The organism is Shinella sp. S4-D37 (assembly GCF_040812195.1).
In the GTDB taxonomy this organism is placed as follows: domain Bacteria; phylum Pseudomonadota; class Alphaproteobacteria; order Rhizobiales; family Rhizobiaceae; genus Shinella.
Map to the genome: position 1 here is coordinate 53,368 of NZ_JBFNXL010000010.1, position 17,455 is coordinate 70,822.

Here is a 17,455-nt window from a genome sequence, read left to right on the forward strand (position 1 = left end):
CCCTCAGGCTTTCGCGGTTTGCGAGGCGGCGGGCGACAGGCCGGCGCCGTCCGGTTCGCTCTTCATGTGATACCGCTGGTCGACGGCCTTGACGAAGAAGTTGCAGATGAAGCCGACGACCAGCAGCCCCGCCATGATGTACATGGTGACGTTGTAGGCCTGCGCGTTCGGAATGCCGTGGGTGATGTTGTATTCGCGGATGTAGTTGATGAGGACGGGGCCGACGATCCCGGCCGCCGACCAGGCGGTCAGGAGAATGCCGTGGATGGCCCCGACATAGCGCGTGCCGAACATGTCGCGCAGATAGGCCGGCACCGTCGAGAAGCCGCCGCCATACATGCTCACGATGATGAGGAAGCAGCAGACGAACAGGACCACATTGCCGGTTCCCCCGGCGAAGGGCACGGTGACGTAGAGGATGAAGCCCAGCGTCATGTAGACGAAGTAGGTGTTGCGCCGGCCGATGAAGTCCGACAGCGAGGCCCAGCAGAAGCGGCCGCCCATGTTGAACACGCTCATCAGGCCGACGAGACCGGCGGCGGCGATGGCGGTGATCTGGCCGGGGAACATCTCCTGGCTCATGGCCGAGGCCTGCCCCAAAACGCCGATGCCGGCGGTGGTGTTGAGGAACAGCACGCACCAGATCAGCCAGAACTGCGGCGTCTTGACCGCGTCGTAGACATAGACGTCGTTCTTGGTGATCAGCTTGGTGGGCGTGGCCGGGGCGACATAGCCTTCCGGCTTCCAGCCCGGGGCCGGGACGCGCACGATCGCCGCCCCCACCATCATGAACACGAAGTAGCCGAGGCCGAGGGTGATGAAGGTCCACAGCACGCCGACATCGCTTGCGGTCGCAAACGTGTTCATCAGCCAGACGGAGAGCGGCGAGGCGATCATCGCGCCGCCGCCGAAGCCCATGATGGCCATGCCCGTCGCCATGCCGGGACGGTCGGGGAACCATTTCATCAGCGTGGAGACCGGCGAGATATAGCCGATGCCCAGGGCGCAGCCGCCGATCACGCCATAGCCGAGATAGATGATCCACAGATTGTGGACATAGACGCCGAAGGCGGAGATGAGGAAGCCGGCCGCCCAGCAGCAGCCCGCGGTGAACATCGCCTTGCGCGGGCCGCCCTCCTCGACCCAGCGGCCGAACACCGCGGCCGAAATGCCGAGAAACACCATCGCGATCGAGAAGATCCAGCCGAGGTCGGTCAGCTTCCAGTCGTCGGGCGTCGATTCCGTGAGGCCGAGCAGCCTGGTCATCGGCAGGTTGAACACGCTGAAGGCATAGGCCTGGCCGATGCACAGATGGACGCAAAGGGCCGCCGGCGGCACCATCCATCGGCTGTAGCCCGGCTTGGCTATGGTGTGCTTCCGGTCCAGGAACGGAAGCAGCGATCCCGAAGCGGGACCGGCAGTGTTGGTGTTGGTCATGAGAGTTTCCTCCTCCTAAGACTTGCTCTCAGTTGTTCTTATGGTGGTCCGTCCCCGGCGCGGCGCCTCACGCCGCACCTATGCCGTCGTCGCCTCCGCCTTCCTTTCCGCGGCGATCGCCTCCACTGCCTTGCGGGCGGCGGGCGCAAGCCCCTCGCCACCCGCCTCGATATGGGCGCAGATCCGTTCGATCATGCGCGGCTCCCAGAATTTGCGCAGGTGGTCGGCCACCTCGCTCGCCACCCTGTCCTTGCTCTGGGTGGCGAAGAACTGCTCGATCTGGTTGGCCATCAGGATAAGCTTGTCGGGGTCCATCGATCCTTCCTCCTCCTGCTATTCCGCGGCCTCGGAAGGCGCCACCCTCCGGCTTTTCTGCGAGAAGGCGCTGTACTCCTCCTGCCACTCGGACCGCCCGTTGGAGAGCGAGACCTGCACCGCCGTGCACTTGTATTCCGGACAGTTCGTCGCCCAGTCCGAGGCGTCGGTGGTCACGACGTTGGCCTGGGTGTCGGGGTGATGGAACGTCGTGTAGACGACGCCCGGCGCGACGCGGTCGGTGACGAGGGCGCGAAGGGTCGTATCGCCCGCGCGGCTTGCCAGCTTCACCCATGTCCCCGTGGCGATGCCGCGCTCCTCCGCGTCGTGCGGGTGGATTTCGAGCAGGTCCTCGTCGTGCCAGACCACGTTGCCGGTGCGGCGCGTCTGCGCGCCGACATTGTACTGGCTGAGGATGCGGCCGGTGGTGAGCAGCAGGGGAAAGCGCGGGCCGACGCGCTCGTTGCTGGCGAAATACTCCGTCACCATGAAGTTGCCCTTGCCGCGGACGAAGTCGCCGACATGCATCACCGGCGTGCCGTTCGGCGCCTTCTCGTTGCAGGGCCACTGGATCGAGCCCATCTCCTCCAGCCTTGCGAAGCTGACGCCGGCGAAGGTCGGGGTCAGCCGGGCGATCTCGTCCATGATCTGCGCGGGATGGTCGTAGTGCATCGGATAGCCGAGCGCGTTGCTGAGCGCCACGGTGACCTCCCAGTCCGCCATGCCGGCCCTGGGCTCGATCACCTTGCGGATGAGCTGGATGCGCCGCTCCGCGTTGATGAAGGTGCCGTCCTTCTCCAGGAAGGTGGCGCCGGGCAGGAAGACATGCGCGTAGTTCGCCGTCTCGTTGAGGAACAGGTCCTGGATGACGACGCATTCCATCGCTTCCAGCCCCGCCGCGACGTGGCGCGCGTCGGGATCGGACTGCATGATGTCCTCGCCCTGGACGTAGAGGCCCATGAAGGTGCCGTCGACGGCCGCGTCCATCATGTTGTTGACGCGCAGGCCCGGCTCCTTGGCCAGCGGCGTGTCCCAGTCGACCTCGAACAGCCGGCGCACGCCCTCGTCGGCGACGTGGCGATAGCCGGAGAATTCGTGCGGGAACGAGCCCATGTCGCAGGAGCCCTGCACGTTGTTCTGGCCGCGCAGCGGATTGACGCCGACGCCCGAGCGGCCGACATTGCCGGTCGCCATGGCGAGGTTGGCGATGGCCATCACCGCGGTCGAGCCCTGGCTGTGCTCGGTGACGCCGAGGCCGTAATAGATCGCCGCGTTGCCGCCGGTGGCGTAGAGCCGCGCGGCGCCGCGGATGTCGTCGGCGGCAACGCCCGTGACGGCCGCCATCTCCTGCGGGCTGTAGCGCGGCTGGGAGACGAACTCCGCCCAGTCCTGGAACGCCGCCCAGTCGCAGCGCTCGCGCACGAAGGTCTCGTCGATCAGGCCCTCGGTGACGATGACATGGGCGAGCGCGTTGAGGATGGCGACATTGGTGCCCGGCAGCGTCGGCAGGTGATAGGCCGCCTCGATATGCGGCGAGCGGACGAGGTTGGTGCGCCGCGGGTCGATGACGATCAGCCTGGCGCCCTGGCGCAGGCGCTGCTTCATGCGCGAGGCGAAGACCGGATGGGCGTCCGACGGGTTGGCGCCGATGACCAGCATCACGTCGGTCTCTTCGACGGAATCGAAGTCCTGCGTGCCGGCCGAGGTGCCGAAGGTCTTGCCGAGCCCGTAGCCGGTCGGCGAATGACAGACGCGCGCGCAGGTGTCGACATTGTTGTTGCCGAAGCCGGCGCGCACCAGCTTCTGCACGAGGAACGTCTCCTCGTCGGTACAGCGCGACGAGGTCAGCGCGCCGACCGAGCGCGTGCCGTATTTCGCCTGGATGCGCTTGAACTCGGCGGCGGCGTGGCTTATCGCCTCCTCCCAGCTCACCTCGCGCCAGGGATCGGTGATCCGCGCGCGGATCATCGGGTTGAGGATGCGGTCGCGGTGGTTGGTGTAGCCCCAGGCGAAGCGGCCCTTGACACAGGAATGGCCGTGGTTGGCCTGCCCGTCCTTCCAGGGGACCATGCGCACGACGTCCTCGCCCTTCATCTCCACCTTGAAGGAGCAGCCGACGCCGCAATAGGCGCAGGTGGTGATCTTCGACCATTCGGGCTTGCCCATGTCCAGCACGGTCTTCTCGCGCAGCGAGCCGGTCGGGCAGGCCTGCACGCAGGCCCCGCACGACACGCAGTCGGACTCCAGGAAGGATTGATCGCTGCCGGCCGCCATCAGCGAGCCGAAGCCGCGGCCGGTGATGGTGAGCGCGAAGGTGCCCTGCACGTCATCGCAGGCCCGCACGCAGCGCGAGCAGACGATGCACTGCGCCGGGTCGTAGGTGAAATAGGGGTTGGATTGGTCGATGCCGGTGTCGCGGTGCTTGACCGCTTCGAAGCCGTAGCGCACCTCTTCCAGGCCCACGGCGGCGGCCACCTCCAGAAGGTCGCCGCCGCGCTCGCCGTCCGGTTCGAGCGAGGTCACCGGATGGTCGGAGACGTAGAGTTCCATCACGCCCTTGCGCAGGCGGTCGAGGCGCTCGGAGCGCGTGACGACCGTCATGCCGTCTGCGACCGGCGTGGTGCAGGAGGCGGGCGTTCCGGCGCGGCCCTCGATCTCGACGAGACAGATGCGGCACGAGCCGAACGCGTCGAGCATGTCGGTGGCGCACAGCTTGGGGATCTCGGTGCCGATCTCCATCGCCGCGCGCATGATCGAGGTGCCGGCGGCGACGGTCGCCGTGCGCCCGTCGATGGTCAGCGTCACCGTTTCCGCCGCCTTCGAGGCCGGCGTGCCGTAGTCGGTTTCCTCGATCAGCCCGTGGGCCTCTTGTCCCTTTGCCATCGCACGCTCCTTTATTCGGCCGCCTGGCGGGCGGGCGGCGTTATGCCGAAATCCTCTGGGAAATGCGTCAGCGCGCTCATCACCGGATAGGGCGTGAAGCCCCCCAGCGCACAGAGCGAGCCGAATTTCATGGTCTCGCACAGGTCCTTGAGCAGCTCGATATTGGCAAGGCGCTCCTCGTCCCGGATGATCCGGTCGACCACGTCGACGCCGCGGGTCGAGCCGACCCGGCAGGGCGTGCACTTGCCGCAGGATTCCACGGCGCAGAATTCCATGGCGAAGCGCGCCTGGCGCGCCATGTCCACGGTATCGTCGAACACCACGATGCCGCCGTGGCCGATCAGGCCGTCATTGGCGGCGAAGGCCTCGTAGTCGAAGGGCGTGTCGAACAGTTCGCGCGGGAAATAGGCGCCGAGCGGCCCGCCCACCTGGACGGCGCGTACCGGCCGGCCGCTCGCCGTGCCGCCGCCGATCTCCTCCACCAGCTCGCCGAGCGTGACGCCGAAGGCCGCCTCGAACAGGCCGGCATGGCGGATGTTGCCCGCAAGCTGGATCGGCATCGTGCCGCGCGAGCGGCCCATGCCGAGGTCGCGGTAGGCGGCCGCGCCCCTGTCGAGGATGACGGGCACGGAGGCGAGCGACAGGACGTTGTTGATGACGGTCGGCCGGCCGAACAGCCCCTTGTGGGCGGGCAGCGGCGGCTTGGCGCGCACGACGCCGCGCCGTCCCTCCAGGCTGTCGAGCAGCGCCGTCTCCTCGCCGCAGACATAGGCGCCGGCGCCGACGCGCACCTCCATGTCGAACGCGTGGGGAGAGCCCGCGACGGACGCCCCGAGCATGCGACATCGCCGCGCCGCGGCGATCGCCGCCTCCATGGCCGCGATGGCGTGCGGATATTCGGAGCGGATGTAGATGTAGCCGCAGGTGGCGCCGGTGGCGATGCCGGCGATCGTCATGCCCTCGATCAGCACGAAGGGATCGCCTTCCATGATCATGCGGTCGGCGAAGGTGCCGCTGTCGCCCTCGTCGGCATTGCAGACGATGTATTTCTGCGGGGCCGCCGCCTTGGCCACCGTGTCCCACTTGATGCCGGTGGGGAAACCCGCCCCGCCGCGCCCGCGCAGGCCCGATTCGGTGACCGCGGCGACGATGGCCGCCGGGCCGATCTCCAGCGCGCGGGCAAGGCCGCGATAGCCGCCATGGGCGCGATAGTCCTCGACCGATTTCGGATCGACGATGCCGCATCGGGCAAAGGTGAGCCGCGTCTGCCGCTTGAGGAAGGGGATCTCCTGCGGATCGCCGAGCCGGAGCGGATGGGCGGTCCCGTCCACCACGGCGTCGAGCACGCCGGCCGCGTCCGCCGGCGTGACGGGTCCGTAGGCGATGCGGCCGTCCGGCCCCGCCGCCTCGACCATCGGCTCCAGCCAGTGCAGGCCGCGCGAGCCGGTGCGGACGATCTCGACGGCGATGCCGCGCGCCGCGGCCTGCCCAAGCAGGGCCTCCGCGACGCGGTCGGCATCCAGCGCCACCGCCACGGCATCGCAGGGAACGAACAATCGCAGGCTCATCGTGCTGCCTCCGTCAGGAGGGCGTCGAGCTTGGCCTCGTCGAGGCGCGCGGTGATCCGTCCGTCGAGCATGGCGGACGGCGCGGCGGAACAGAGCCCGAGACAGTAGACGGGTTCGAGGCCGATGCGCCCGTCCGCGGTGGCCTCGCCGAAGTCGACGCCGAGCCGGGCCTTGGCCCGTGCCGCGAGCCGGTCGCCGCCCATCGACTGGCAGGCCTCGGCGCGACAGAGCTTCAGCGTGTGGGCGGGCGGCGGCGACTGGCGGAAGTCGTGGTAGAAGGTGACGACGCCGTGCACTTCGGCGCGCGAGATGTTCAGGGCCTCGGCGATCAGCGCTTCCGCCGCGCGGTCGATATAGCCGAAGGTTTCCTGCAGCGTATGCAGGATGGGCAGCAGCGCGCCGGGCGCGCCTTTCGCGTCATCGATGAGATCGCGTGCGACCGTATCGTTCCACAGGCTCCACTTGCTCACGGCATCTCCTCCCGACGCGTTGACAAACTGGGTTCCGCGCCAAGGAGCGGAACGGTTTGATTGTCGTCAAAAGGGTGGAACTGTTGAATATGAAATTATGTCCGCATGAGAATATGAAGTCGAATGCCACTATGGTGCCGGGCGCCGGCCCGCGCGGCCGCCCCCTTGAAACCCCGGCCTGCAATGGGTATCCGACGCCGGTGATCCGCAACAGGAACGGCAGGTTGAACAGCATGGTCCCCGACTTTCTCGTAACCCATTCCGGCGGCTTCCATGCCGATGAGCTCCTGTCGAGCGTGATCCTGACGCGCCTGTTCCCCGATGCCCGCCTCGTGCGCAGCCGCGCGCCGGAATGGATCACGCCCGGGCCGGACAGGATCGTCTACGACGTCGGCGGGGCCTTCGATCCGGCCGCCGGGATCTTCGACCATCACCAGCGCGGCGCGCCGCTGCGCGACGACGGCAGGCCGTTCAGCTCCTTCGGGCTGGTCTGGCGGCAGTTCGGGCGGGATTTCCTGAAGGCCCTCGACGTCCCCGCCGCCGATGTCGATGCCCTCCATGCGGCCTTCGACCTCGATTTCGTGCTGCCGGTCGACCTGATGGACAACGGCGCCCTGGAGCCCTCGGCCGCCGGTGCCCTTGCCAAGCTGACGCTGCCCGTCCTCCTGGAAACGCTGAAGCCGGTCTTCGACGACAGGACGCCGGAGGCCGACGACCGGGCGTTCCACGCGGCGCTCTCCATCGCGCGCAGCCTCGTGGAGGCCGCCTTAAAGCAGGGCGCCGCCAAGTTGCGCGCGGAGGCGATCGTGCTGCGGGCGATCGCGGCGGCCGGCGAGGGGCGGGTGCTGGAGCTTCCCCTGGGCATGCCGTTCCGGCCCGCCATCGTGAAGGCGGGCGCAGACCATCTCCTGTTCGTCGTCCATCCGCGGGAAACCGACTGGTGCCTGACGGGCATACGCCGGTCGGGCGACGGGTTCGCGCTGCGCGCCGACCTGCCGGCGGCCTGGGCGGGGCTGACCGGGGAGGACCTTGCGGCGGCCTGCGGCGTGGCCGGCGCAACCTTCTGCCACAACGGCCGCTTCATCGCCGCGGCACGGACGCGGGAGGCCGCGCTCGCCATGGCGGGGATCGCGGTCGCGCAGGCGCTCGCGCCGGACGGGACGTCCCCCGTTCCGGCCTGACGGGAAGCTTGTCCCGCGAAGGGGCATCGCCCGCACGCCAAGAGCATTTCCCGCTTTTCCTGCCGCATTGACAGGGTTTTTCGGAGGAAAGATACTATAGACGGGATGTATCGCCGGCAGGCGATGCGGTCGGCCGGGGAGGCATGAATGGCAAGCGTACAGCTATATTCGGAGTTTACCCAGGGTGACACGTATAACGAAGATCTATATGGCGGCGAATTCGATCGTTATCCGGTCTTCGAGTTGGACAGGGACGTCGTCGGACGTTACAAGGGGTCTCTCAGCGAATATCTTGGACAGGATACTGCCGATTACTTCGCGCTCGACATAGCAAAGTCCGGCCTGAAGCCGGGGGACAAGGTTACGGTCTCCTTCTCCAGCTCTTCCGGGACGGATATCCATGTCGGCTGGGGTGATTATACCTACACCTACATGGAAACCTTCGGGCCGAATTTCAAGCTCAACTTCCTGAGCGACGAAAAGATGACCGGCACCCTGACGATACCCGCGGGTGCCGATGTCATCTCCTTCCAGGTCTACAACCACGGCGACCAGGGTACCTATCAGGTCGACCTGCTGCACCATGCCAAATTGCGCACGACCCTGGCTTTCATGGGCGTCGGCAACCGGCCGGAGCTTTTCAGGGTTTCCGATGCGACGGAACCGGTCAAGGTCGTGGCCGGGAAAGGCGACGACTTCGCCTGGACCGGCAAGGTCGCCGACGAGATCCAGATGGGACCCGGCCGCGACATCGCGGTCGGCCTCGACGGCGACGACTTCATCTACGGTTACGGCAAGTCGGACATTTCCGGCCTGGAAGCCAACGGTTCCGACGCGGCGGCCAAGGACGGGGCCGACCAGCTGCTGGGCGGGCGCGGCAAGGACAAGATGTATGGCGGTGCCGGCGGCGACTACATGCATGGCGAGTGGGGCAACGACACCCTCTACGGCGAATCCGGCAGCGACCTGATGTATGGCGGCTACGGCAAGGACGTGATGAACGGCGGCAGCGGCAACGACCGCATGTATGGCGGCTCGGAGAAAAAGCTCCGCGGGGACTGGTTCGGCGAGGCGCTGACGCTGACCTGGGACGGGACGACGGGCAAGACGATGACGCCGCAGAAATGGTCGATCCCCGGCGAGGTGCAGGCGGACGACAAGAGCAACGACCGCATGTCGGGCGGCAGCGGCAACGACCGCATGTGGGGCCAGGGCGGCAATGACAAGCTCTTCGGCGGCCTCGGCAAGGATTTCCTGTCCGGCGGCAGCGGCAATGACAGTTTCGTCTTCGACACGAAGCTCGGCTCCACCAATGTCGACACGATCGACGACTTCTCCGTGAAGGACGACACGATCCTGCTCGACAGGACGATCTTCACCAAGGTCGGCAAGGTCGGCGACCTGTCGTCCGGTGCCTTCTACGCCGGCGCGAAGGCGCACGACGCCTCCGACCGCATCCTCTACGACAAGGCGAGCGGCAAGCTGTGGTACGACGCCGACGGCAATGGCGGCGGCAAGGCCGTGCTGTTCGCGATCCTCGACAAGGGCCTCTCCGTGACCGTCTCGGACTTCGACATCATCTCCTGACCGGGCGGCTGCGGGCGGCTCATCCCGCCAGGATCGGTTCCCCGTATCCCGGCAGCGAGGGGCCGGTCCGCCCGTCGCCTTCCGCCGCGCCGCTCCAGGTCGGATCGGCGAAGTCCTCGCCGGCGGGCGAATACCGGATCGGCAGGTCGATGAGCAGCGCCTTGATCGTCGGAAGGTCGCCGGTCTCGCAGGCGGCGCTCAGCCTGCCCAGCACGAGGCTCAACGCCTGCCACGGCACGGTCTCCTCCATCGCGGTCAGGATGCGCGGATGCCGGGTCGGCGCCGCACCGTCGCCGATCAGCAGCTCCTCGTAGAGCTTCTCGCCGGGACGCAGCGCGGTGAAGACGATCTCGATGTCGCCCGACTGGAGGGCCTGGCCCTGCCCCTGCTCGCCGGTCATGACGGGCGTCAGGCCGCTGAGGCGCACCATCTTGGCGGCAAGGTCGGCGATCCGCACGGGCTGGCCCATGTCGAGGACGAAGACGTCGCCGCCCCGCGCCATGGCGCCGGCCTGGATGACCAGCTGGGCGGCTTCTGGGATGGTCATGAAATAGCGCGTGATCTGCGGATGGGTGACCGTCACCGGCCCGCCGGCCGCGATCTGCCGGCGAAACAGCGGGATGACCGAGCCCGACGATCCGAGGACATTGCCGAAGCGGACCATCGAGAACCGCGTGGCCTGCTGCTCCCCGGCCAGCCCCTGGCAGATGAGCTCCGCCAGCCGCTTCGACGCGCCCATGACATTGGTGGGGCGCACCGCCTTGTCGGTGGAGATCAGGATGAAGGCCCGCACGCCGGTCTCCACCGCCGCCCGGGCGACCGTCAGGGTGCCGAGGATGTTGTTGCGGACGCCTTCGATGATGTTCTGCTCGACGAGCGGGACATGCTTGTAGGCGGCGGCGTGATAGACCGTCTCCACGCGGAAGCGGCGCAATATCGCCTCGATGCGCCGGCTGTCGCGCACGGAGCCGACCAGCGGCACGATGTCCAGCGAAAGGCCCTCGCGAAGGGCGGCCTGCCGCAGTTCCAGATCGATCGTGTAGAGGGCGAACTCGGAAATCTCCAGCAGAAGCAGCCGGGACGGCCCGAGACGGAGGATCTGGCGGCACAATTCGCTGCCGATGGACCCGCCCGCGCCCGTCACGAGCACGGTCCTGCCGCGTATGTCCTTATCGAGCAGGTCCTGCCGCGGAGGCACCGGATCGCGGCCGAGCAGGTCCTCGATGGAGACGTCGGCGATCTCGTTGATCCGGGCCCTGCCCGACACGAGGTCGGCCATGCCGGGAATGGTCCGCACATGCAGCGGGTAGGCTTCCAGCTTCCGCAGGATCGCCGCGCGCTGGCCCATGCTCGCGCTCGGAATGGCGAGGAGGACGCTCTGGGCGCCGAAGGTCTTGATGATCCACGGCAGCTTGTCCGGCGCATAGACATGGGTCGCGCCGACGACGGTGCCCTGCAGGAGCGGGGAATCGTCGACGAAGGCGACGGGGGCGAATTCGGGCCCTTCCCGCAGGGAGGAGAGGATCTGCCGTCCGGATTCGCCCGCGCCGTAGATGACGACCCGGGTCTTGCGCCGCGATTCCCGGCTGAGGAACAGCGCGCGCAGGACGAACCGCGCCCCGCCTATATGCATGAGCGCGATGGGAACGTAGATGGCCGGCACGGAGCGGGGAACCGGCAGCCCGATCAGCAGGATGACGAGTTGCAGCACCGAGGCGGAGGCGACGATGCCGAGGAGGATCGTCGGCAGCACGCGCAGGCCGATGAAGCGGATGACGATGCGATAGAAGCCGAGCCGGGCGAACACGATGAGGCTGGTGGGAACCAGGATGAGCAGCGCATACCAGACCCGGTGGTCGGCCATGAAGGCAAGGCCGTCCAGCCTGAGCAGCATCGCCAGAAAGAAGCTGAAGGCGATCAGCCCGGTATCCACCAGCACCTGGACCATGCGCTTCTGCCAGCGCCGCAGCTTGAACAGCCTGGAAAGGGCCTGATGGTTCATCTCGGCCCCCGCGCCTTGGAGGGCGGGCAGATGCCCGCAGCCGCCCGCGACAGGCCGGCGGCCGCGCCGTCCGCGGCGTGCCGGAATGCGACACGGTCCCGCTGCACGTTGAAATTGCCGAAACGGACTTCCCCGGAAAACGCCACGCCCTTGCCCCCCGCCAGGACACGGGAAGCCGCAGCCCCCGCCGTCCGGAAACGCCTACAAACAAAGTCAAACCGGAAAGCGCGTTGAGCCCCCACTCGCCCCTTGGAGGAAGTTCTAATGCAATCTAGGGTTTTTTGCCAGAGCGCGAGTGCCGAAAACGACGTCAACCATGCGTTTAGTGCGTATTAATGTTAACGCAGGAGGCGCCGGCGGCATGGAGCGGGGGTAAAGGGGCCGCGACGGCGCGGTGCATCGTCACGCGCCGGGGCTTTGCCGGCGGTCCGGCGCATCGAGCGTGTCGATCCTGCGCAATTGCGGGAAGCCCCAGGCCCAGAGCACCGAGACGGCCAGCGTGCCGATGCCGCCGATGACGACGGCCGGAACGGCCCCGATGAAATGCGCCATCAGGCCCGCGCGGAATTCGCCGAGTTCGTTGGACGCGCCGATGAAGACCGAATTGACCGCGTTGACGCGTCCGCGCACCTCGTCCGGCGTCCACAGCGCCATCAGGGTTTCGCGCACATAGACCGAGATCATGTCGCCGGCGCCCATGATGGCGAGCGCCAGGATCGAGAGCCAGGGCGTCTGCGACAGGCCGAAAACCATCGTGCCGAGGCCGAAGGCGGCGACGCCGACGAACATCTTGATCCCCGAACCGTGCCGGATCGGGAAGGTGGCGAGGAAGATCGCCATGGTGATCGCGCCGACGCCCGGCGCGGCGCGCAGGAGGCCGAGGCCGAGCGGGCCGAGCACCAGGATGTCGGAGGCGAAGATCGGCATCAGCGCCACGGCCCCGCCGAGCAGCACCGCGAAGAGATCCAGCGAGATCGCGCCGAGCACCACCTTCTCCAGGCGGATGAACCGGAAGCCGGCGAGGATGTAGGACCAGCTCGTCGGCTCGCCCACCTTGCGCTGGGCAGGCTTGGGGATGACGAAGACCAGCGCCGCTGCCGCCGTCATGAAGGCGAGGGCCACCGAATAGGCCACGGTCGGGCCGAGCCCGTAGAGCAGGCCGCCCGCCATCGGGCCGACGATCGAGGCCGTCTGCCAGGACGAGGCGTTCCAGGCGAAGGAGTTGGCAAGGTCCTTCTCCGGCACGAGGTTTGGCGAAAGCGACTGCACCGCCGGCCCCATGAAGGCGCGCTCGATGCCGAAGACGAGGAGGACGGCGAAGACGGGAACGGGCGCGAAGGTGCCGGTGAGGGTGAGCAGCAGCAGGGCGATGGCGCAGAGCGCGCTGACGACGAGGCAGATCGAGACGATGGAGCGCCGGCTGTAGCGGTCGGTCACCGGGCCGGTGACCAGGATGAGCAGCAGCGAGGGCAGGAACTGCACGAGCCCGATCATGCCGAGCAGGAAGGCGCTCTTCGTGACCTCGTACATCTGCCAGCCGACCGCGACGGAAATGATCTGGATCGCGAAGGCGGCGAGGAAACGGGCGAAGAAGAAGAGGGTGTAGGACCGGTGCCGGAACGCGGCGAAGCGGTCGTCCGCCGATGAAGTATGCATGCGAGGCTCTTGCGGGAAGGACGGCTGGCCGTGGCTGACGGGATGCGCGCCGGGCTGGCGGGCTCTCGGCGGATATGAAGCCGAGGCGTAGACATCTGTCAACGGCAAACGGCGCCGGCGCCTCTCATGGCCGCGCGGGCGGCGGCGGTCAGATCCGCGACCATTCCGCGCCCGGCGGCGGCGCGGCCGGCCGGTTGCCGCGGGAGAATTCCACGAGGTCGACGGGCGCGAGGATCGCCTGGCGGGCGGCGAGAGACTGGATTCCGGCGGTCTGGCCGAGGCTGCGGGCCAGGCTTCCCGGCCCGAAGGCCTCGGCGCCTTGCGCGCCGGCGAACAGCGCGGATGTACATGCGGCGACTGCCATGAGCGTCTTGAACATTGTCCGGTCCCCGTCTTCGTTCCTGGATGTCGGCCGGGTCTCTGTCCATCGCCGTCCGATGGCCCTTTCTACACCCGGGCCGGTTGCGGCGGGCTTAAACGGTTGCGGACAATTTTATCGATGTGTCGTTTCGGGGCATTGCCCTCCCGTGCGCGGTGCGTCACGGGGCGGCGGGGACGTCGAAATGATCGGGCGCCAGGCCGGCGCGTGCGCGCCGCACCATCTCTTCCAGCCCCGCCTCCAGATGGCGGCAGAAGCGCCCGGAATCAAAGAGCGGCACATGGAGCCGCCCGGCGCGGAGCTTTTCCCTGTAGCCTGCGACGGCCTGCGGATCGGCGGCGAGGTCGACGGCCTTCGCCACGTAGCCGTCCGCGTCCGCCGCCACGAGATCGGGCAGCCCTGCCGCATTCAAAAGGCTCTCGCTGACGCGGGAGGCGAAGTTCGTCCCCCTGTAGGCCAGGACAGGCAGGCCGCTCCACAGCGCGTCGGATGTCGTCGTGTGGCCGTTGCAGGGATAGGTGTCGAGGGCGAGATCGGCGCACGGCATCCGGCTGATGTGCCGCGCATAGTCCGCCTGCCCGGCGAAGACGATGCGGTCGCGATCGATGCCGAGGGAGGCGAAGCGGGCGGCAAGGTTCGCCCGCGCGGCATCCCCCTTCGCGAAGAGCCACAGGAGGCTGCCGGGCGCCTGATGGAGGATGCGGGCCCAGAGGTCCGTCATCTCCGCCGTCACCTTGCGCTCGCTGTTGAAGGAGGCGAAGACGAAGGCATTCTCCGGCAGGCCCGCCTCCGCGCGCGTCAGGGGAGCCGGCAGCGGCCGGCTCGAAGGATCGTTCGGCTGGTAGCATTCCGGCAGGCGACAGAACTTTTCGTGGAAGAACGGCCGGGCGGCGTCCGGCAGGACGATGCGGTCGCCGATGATATAGTCGAGGTCCACGTTGACGGTCGTGCCGGGAAAGCCGAGCCAGGCGACCTGGATCGGCGCTGCCGCATGGTTGAGGATGCCGACGCGCTCGCCGTTCGTATGGCCCTTGAGGTCGATGAGGATGTCGATCCCGTGGTCGCGCACCGCCTGCGCGGCCGCGGCGTCGTCGAGGTCCCGGACGGGGACGATCCTGCCCCATGCGCTTCTGTCTTCTCCGCCGCGCTTGAGGTTCCGCTCCGCCGTGTGACAGAACAGGAAGACGTCCAACCGGCTGCGGTCGTGCCGCTTCAGGACGTCGCCGAGAAGCCGCATCGTGGCATGGCCGGGCCAGAGGTCGCAGGAGAGATAGCCGATCCTGATCCTGTCTTCGTGCCAGCGGTGCGGCATCGTGCGCCGCCGGGCCGGGCGGCCCGCATCGGCGGCAGGCGTGGTGAACGTCGCCAGCCGGTTCAGCGCCTCGTCGCCGCACCAGGTCAGGTTGGCGAGCGGCTGCTCCTGCGACAGGATGCCGGTCCTTCCTTCGTCCAGCGCGGCGCGGATGGTCGCAAGCGCCGCCTCGATGCCTTCGAAATCGCAGATCTCGCGCGACAGCATGTGGCGGTAGAAGAGAAGCTCCAGCCGGTCGGGCCAGTGCCGGAGGGCGGCGTCGACCGTTTCGTAGTTCAGCGGATCCGTCGGATTGTCGGTGAGGAGGTCGAGCGCAAGGGCGAGGTGCTTCTCCTGCCGGCTTCGCGCGAGCGGCCCGCGCATGCCCTGCAGGATCGAGCGGTTGCCGCGCTCCAGGAAGATCGAGGCGAGGACATAGGCCACTTCCGGCTCGTCCTGCGCCTTGTGGACGAGCGCGCCGGCCACCCGCAAGGCCTCGTCCTTCTCGCCCGCCGCGAAATAGAGCCGCATGGCGTCGAGCAGCAGCGCGTCGCTGCGCTGCGGGTCCAGTTGCGCAGCCTGCCGGCAGGCCGCCGCGGCCTCCGCCTTCATGTCGAGCCTGAGGAATATCCGCGCGATCAGCTCATAGGCCGCCGCCTCGGGCCGCTGTCCGATGAGCGTGTTCAGCATGGCAAGGGCGGCCGGATAGTCGCCCTTTGCGTAGAGGCCCGTGGCGGCGGAGAGGGAGGGGGTGTCGCGCATGGACTGTCCCTTGCATCGTGGCTGGAGGCGGCCGGGCCGCAGCGTCCTATAGGCCGCAAAGCCTTTGCGAGGCTGTTCGGCGGGGGGACAGGCCGTCAGATCGTCTTCAGCATGATGTCGCGCAGGCCGAGCGCGAGCGCGCTCTGGCGCTGCCCGCCGAGCGCCGGCGAGATCCGCACCATGACGGTGACGCTCGGCAGGTCCGGAAAGCCGTCGTCCGGCCCCAGCACGCGGCTGCCCGGCGGAACGTCGGCCTTCACCAGCGGCGAGACGGCAAGCCCGGCCTGCACGACGGCCTGCAGCGCCGCCATGTTCGCGCTGGTGCAGACGATCTTCCGCTCGCGCCCGACGGAGGCAAGCGCATTGACCGCCCATTTGCGAAAGATGCAGCCTTCGGGAAAGAGGGCGAGCGGCAGCGGCTGGCGCAGGTGGACGTCGCTCGTGTTCGAGCTGACCCAGTAGACGGGCTGAGTCTGCAACACCATCCCGTCCTTCGTGTCCGTTTCCGACGACAGGATGGACAGGTCGAGCGCGCCGCGCTCCAGCATCGGCTTCAGCTCGGCGGTCGGCGCGCAGTGGAGGAGCAGGTTCACATCCGGGAATTCGTTCGCGAAGCGGCTGAGGAAATTGGCCAGCAGCCCGATATAGTCGTCCGGCAGGCCGAGGCGGATGGTTCCCGTCAGTTCGCGCGACGTCGCCCTCTCGACCAGCTCGGCATTGATCCTCAGGATTCGGCGGGCATCGGAGACGAGGTCGAGGCCCCGCTGGTTGAGGTCGATCTTGCGGCCGGAGCGGATGAAGAGGCTGGCGCCGAGCGCATCCTCCAGCTTCTTCAGCTTGATGCTGACGGCCGATTCGCTGCGGAAGATCAGCTTTGCCGCCCCCTTGCAGCTACCGGCGTCCGCAAAGGCCACAACCGCGTGGAGAAGGTCGAGATCGATGGTCTTCAAATCGCGCAACCAGGTTTCGTGAACCGCAAGCTGAACTTCGATAATTTAGTTTTTCGCATGCCTGACTAGCTGCTTAACTGCGCTTCTGTCAACGCCGTCGAAGGGGTGGAAGCGCGCAAATGGTTGCAGAAATTCGCAAGATCGTGGTCGTCGTGGAAGAGACGCTGGAAGACATGGGCCGGACGGTGGAACCCCGGGCGACGAAGCTCACGGTGGCCGCCGTCGTCCGCAATCCCTATGCCGGGCGCTATGTCGAGGACCTTTCGCCGCTCTACGACACGGGCGCGGAGGTGGCCGAGCGCCTGACCGCGCGGGCACTGGAGGTACTGGGGGACAAGGCCGGGCAGATCAGCGCCTACGGCAAGGGCGCCATCGTGGGCACCGACGGGGAAATCGAGCATGCCGCGGCGCTCATCCATCCGAAGTTCGGCGCGCCCGTCCGCTCGGCCATCGGCGGCGGCAAGGCCATCATCCCCTCCACCAAGAAGGTCGGCGGGCCGGGCGCGCTCATCACCATGCCGCTGGTCAACCGCGACGACGTCTGGGTGTTCGACGACATGGACAGCACCGAGATCGCCATCGCGGATGCGCCGCGGCCGGACGAGGTCGTCGTCGCGCTCGCCTTCGGCATAGGCGGGCGTCCGCTGAAGCGCATCAAGGGGGTGTGAGATGTTCAAGGCAGCCATTCTGCTGAAGCGGAAGGACGGCGTGGGCAAGGACGAATTCGCCGACTGGTGGCTCAACCGGCATGCGCCGCTGGCGCGCGACCTGCCCGGCGTCCGGCGCGTCGTGTTCAACCTGGTGACGGACGGTCCCTATGACGGGATCTCCGAACTGTGGTTCGACAGCGCCGCGGCGCTGGAGGCGGCCTACGCCTCCGAGCACGGCCGCCGCGTGGCGGCCGACACGCTCTCGATGGTCGCCGAGCGCACGCGCCTGCCTGTCGCCGAACATGTGATCAAGGGGGAATGACC

14 protein-coding genes are annotated in these 17,455 nt (G+C 67.7%); 4 read left to right on the forward strand and 10 right to left on the reverse strand.

Annotated features, from left to right (window positions below):
* Window positions 1-3: 3 nt before the first annotated feature.
* The 5 genes from AB3G45_RS29360 to AB3G45_RS29380 all read right to left on the reverse strand — a co-directional run bounded on the left by AB3G45_RS29360 (window position 4) and on the right by AB3G45_RS29380 (window position 6,658).
* Window positions 4-1,437 carry an OFA family MFS transporter gene (locus tag AB3G45_RS29360; protein ID WP_367834061.1) on the reverse strand — a complete coding sequence of 478 codons (1,434 nt, stop codon included), beginning with the start codon at window positions 1,435-1,437 and terminating at the stop codon, window positions 4-6.
* Window positions 1,438-1,515: 78 nt separating this feature from the next.
* Window positions 1,516-1,752 (reverse strand): formate dehydrogenase subunit delta, encoded by a 237-nt coding sequence (locus tag AB3G45_RS29365; RefSeq protein WP_367834062.1) that lies wholly within the window; start codon window positions 1,750-1,752, stop codon window positions 1,516-1,518.
* Between the two features lie 18 nt (window positions 1,753-1,770).
* Complete coding sequence (gene fdhF, locus AB3G45_RS29370; protein WP_367834063.1) at window positions 1,771-4,635, reverse strand: formate dehydrogenase subunit alpha; 2,865 nt, start codon at window positions 4,633-4,635, stop codon at window positions 1,771-1,773.
* Window positions 4,636-4,646: 11 nt separating this feature from the next.
* The gene (locus tag AB3G45_RS29375; RefSeq protein ID WP_367834064.1) at window positions 4,647-6,203 is read right to left on the reverse strand and encodes a formate dehydrogenase beta subunit; all 1,557 of its coding nucleotides are present in this window, start codon (window positions 6,201-6,203) and stop codon (window positions 4,647-4,649) included.
* Window positions 6,200-6,658 carry a formate dehydrogenase subunit gamma gene (locus AB3G45_RS29380; protein WP_367834100.1) on the reverse strand — a complete coding sequence of 153 codons (459 nt, stop codon included), beginning with the start codon at window positions 6,656-6,658 and terminating at the stop codon, window positions 6,200-6,202. Before AB3G45_RS29380 ends, AB3G45_RS29375 begins: the two co-directional genes overlap by 4 nt.
* Before the next feature lie 248 nt (window positions 6,659-6,906).
* Between AB3G45_RS29380 and AB3G45_RS29385 the strand changes: the two genes are divergently transcribed.
* Together AB3G45_RS29385 and AB3G45_RS29390 are read left to right on the forward strand one after the other, a co-directional pair.
* Window positions 6,907-7,854: an MYG1 family protein gene (locus AB3G45_RS29385; RefSeq protein ID WP_367834101.1), complete on the forward strand. Its 948-nt coding sequence runs from the start codon at window positions 6,907-6,909 to the stop codon at window positions 7,852-7,854.
* 147 nt (window positions 7,855-8,001) lie between these two features.
* Window positions 8,002-9,441, forward strand: coding sequence for a calcium-binding protein (locus tag AB3G45_RS29390; protein ID WP_367834065.1), 1,440 nt, complete (start codon window positions 8,002-8,004; stop codon window positions 9,439-9,441).
* 19 nt (window positions 9,442-9,460) lie between these two features.
* On the opposite strand, the gene AB3G45_RS29395 is transcribed toward AB3G45_RS29390, so the two are convergent.
* The 5 genes from AB3G45_RS29395 to AB3G45_RS29415 form a co-directional block, all read right to left on the reverse strand.
* Complete coding sequence (locus AB3G45_RS29395; RefSeq protein ID WP_367834066.1) at window positions 9,461-11,443, reverse strand: polysaccharide biosynthesis protein; 1,983 nt, start codon at window positions 11,441-11,443, stop codon at window positions 9,461-9,463.
* Between the two features lie 402 nt (window positions 11,444-11,845).
* A complete protein-coding gene (locus AB3G45_RS29400; RefSeq protein WP_367834067.1) occupies window positions 11,846-13,099 on the reverse strand; it encodes an MFS transporter in 1,254 nt (417 codons plus the stop codon).
* A gap of 148 nt (window positions 13,100-13,247) precedes the next feature.
* A complete protein-coding gene (locus AB3G45_RS29405; RefSeq protein WP_367834068.1) occupies window positions 13,248-13,478 on the reverse strand; it encodes a hypothetical protein in 231 nt (76 codons plus the stop codon).
* 160 nt (window positions 13,479-13,638) lie between these two features.
* The gene (locus AB3G45_RS29410; protein WP_367834069.1) at window positions 13,639-15,531 is read right to left on the reverse strand and encodes a tetratricopeptide repeat protein; all 1,893 of its coding nucleotides are present in this window, start codon (window positions 15,529-15,531) and stop codon (window positions 13,639-13,641) included.
* A gap of 95 nt (window positions 15,532-15,626) precedes the next feature.
* Window positions 15,627-16,490 carry a LysR substrate-binding domain-containing protein gene (locus AB3G45_RS29415; protein WP_367834070.1) on the reverse strand — a complete coding sequence of 288 codons (864 nt, stop codon included), beginning with the start codon at window positions 16,488-16,490 and terminating at the stop codon, window positions 15,627-15,629.
* A 110-nt stretch (window positions 16,491-16,600) separates the two neighbouring features.
* Here AB3G45_RS29415 and AB3G45_RS29420 point away from each other — a divergent pair, with 110 nt between their 5' ends.
* Window positions 16,601-17,149, forward strand: coding sequence for an amino acid synthesis family protein (locus AB3G45_RS29420; RefSeq protein ID WP_367834071.1), 549 nt, complete (start codon window positions 16,601-16,603; stop codon window positions 17,147-17,149).
* Window position 17,150: 1 nt separating this feature from the next.
* Window positions 17,151-17,453, forward strand: a complete 303-nt coding sequence (locus tag AB3G45_RS29425; RefSeq protein ID WP_367834072.1) for an EthD family reductase — start codon at window positions 17,151-17,153, stop codon at window positions 17,451-17,453.
* Window positions 17,454-17,455 lie beyond the last annotated feature (2 nt).

Bases quoted from the DNA above. Each gene is read 5' to 3' on its own strand.
- AB3G45_RS29410 (WP_367834069.1), bottom strand. From the start codon at position 15,531: ATGCGCGACACCCCCTCCCTCTCCGCCGCCACGGGCCTCTACGCAAAG.
- AB3G45_RS29390 (WP_367834065.1), top strand. From the start codon at position 8,002: ATGGCAAGCGTACAGCTATATTCGGAGTTTACCCAGGGTGACACGTAT.
- AB3G45_RS29405 (WP_367834068.1), bottom strand. From the start codon at position 13,478: ATGTTCAAGACGCTCATGGCAGTCGCCGCATGTACATCCGCGCTGTTC.
- AB3G45_RS29420 (WP_367834071.1), top strand. From the start codon at position 16,601: ATGGTTGCAGAAATTCGCAAGATCGTGGTCGTCGTGGAAGAGACGCTG.
- AB3G45_RS29395 (WP_367834066.1), bottom strand. From the start codon at position 11,443: ATGAACCATCAGGCCCTTTCCAGGCTGTTCAAGCTGCGGCGCTGGCAG.
- AB3G45_RS29365 (WP_367834062.1), bottom strand. From the start codon at position 1,752: ATGGACCCCGACAAGCTTATCCTGATGGCCAACCAGATCGAGCAGTTC.
- AB3G45_RS29400 (WP_367834067.1), bottom strand. From the start codon at position 13,099: ATGCATACTTCATCGGCGGACGACCGCTTCGCCGCGTTCCGGCACCGG.
- AB3G45_RS29385 (WP_367834101.1), top strand. From the start codon at position 6,907: ATGGTCCCCGACTTTCTCGTAACCCATTCCGGCGGCTTCCATGCCGAT.
- AB3G45_RS29425 (WP_367834072.1), top strand. From the start codon at position 17,151: ATGTTCAAGGCAGCCATTCTGCTGAAGCGGAAGGACGGCGTGGGCAAG.
- AB3G45_RS29375 (WP_367834064.1), bottom strand. From the start codon at position 6,203: ATGAGCCTGCGATTGTTCGTTCCCTGCGATGCCGTGGCGGTGGCGCTG.
- fdhF (WP_367834063.1), bottom strand. From the start codon at position 4,635: ATGGCAAAGGGACAAGAGGCCCACGGGCTGATCGAGGAAACCGACTAC.
- AB3G45_RS29360 (WP_367834061.1), bottom strand. From the start codon at position 1,437: ATGACCAACACCAACACTGCCGGTCCCGCTTCGGGATCGCTGCTTCCG.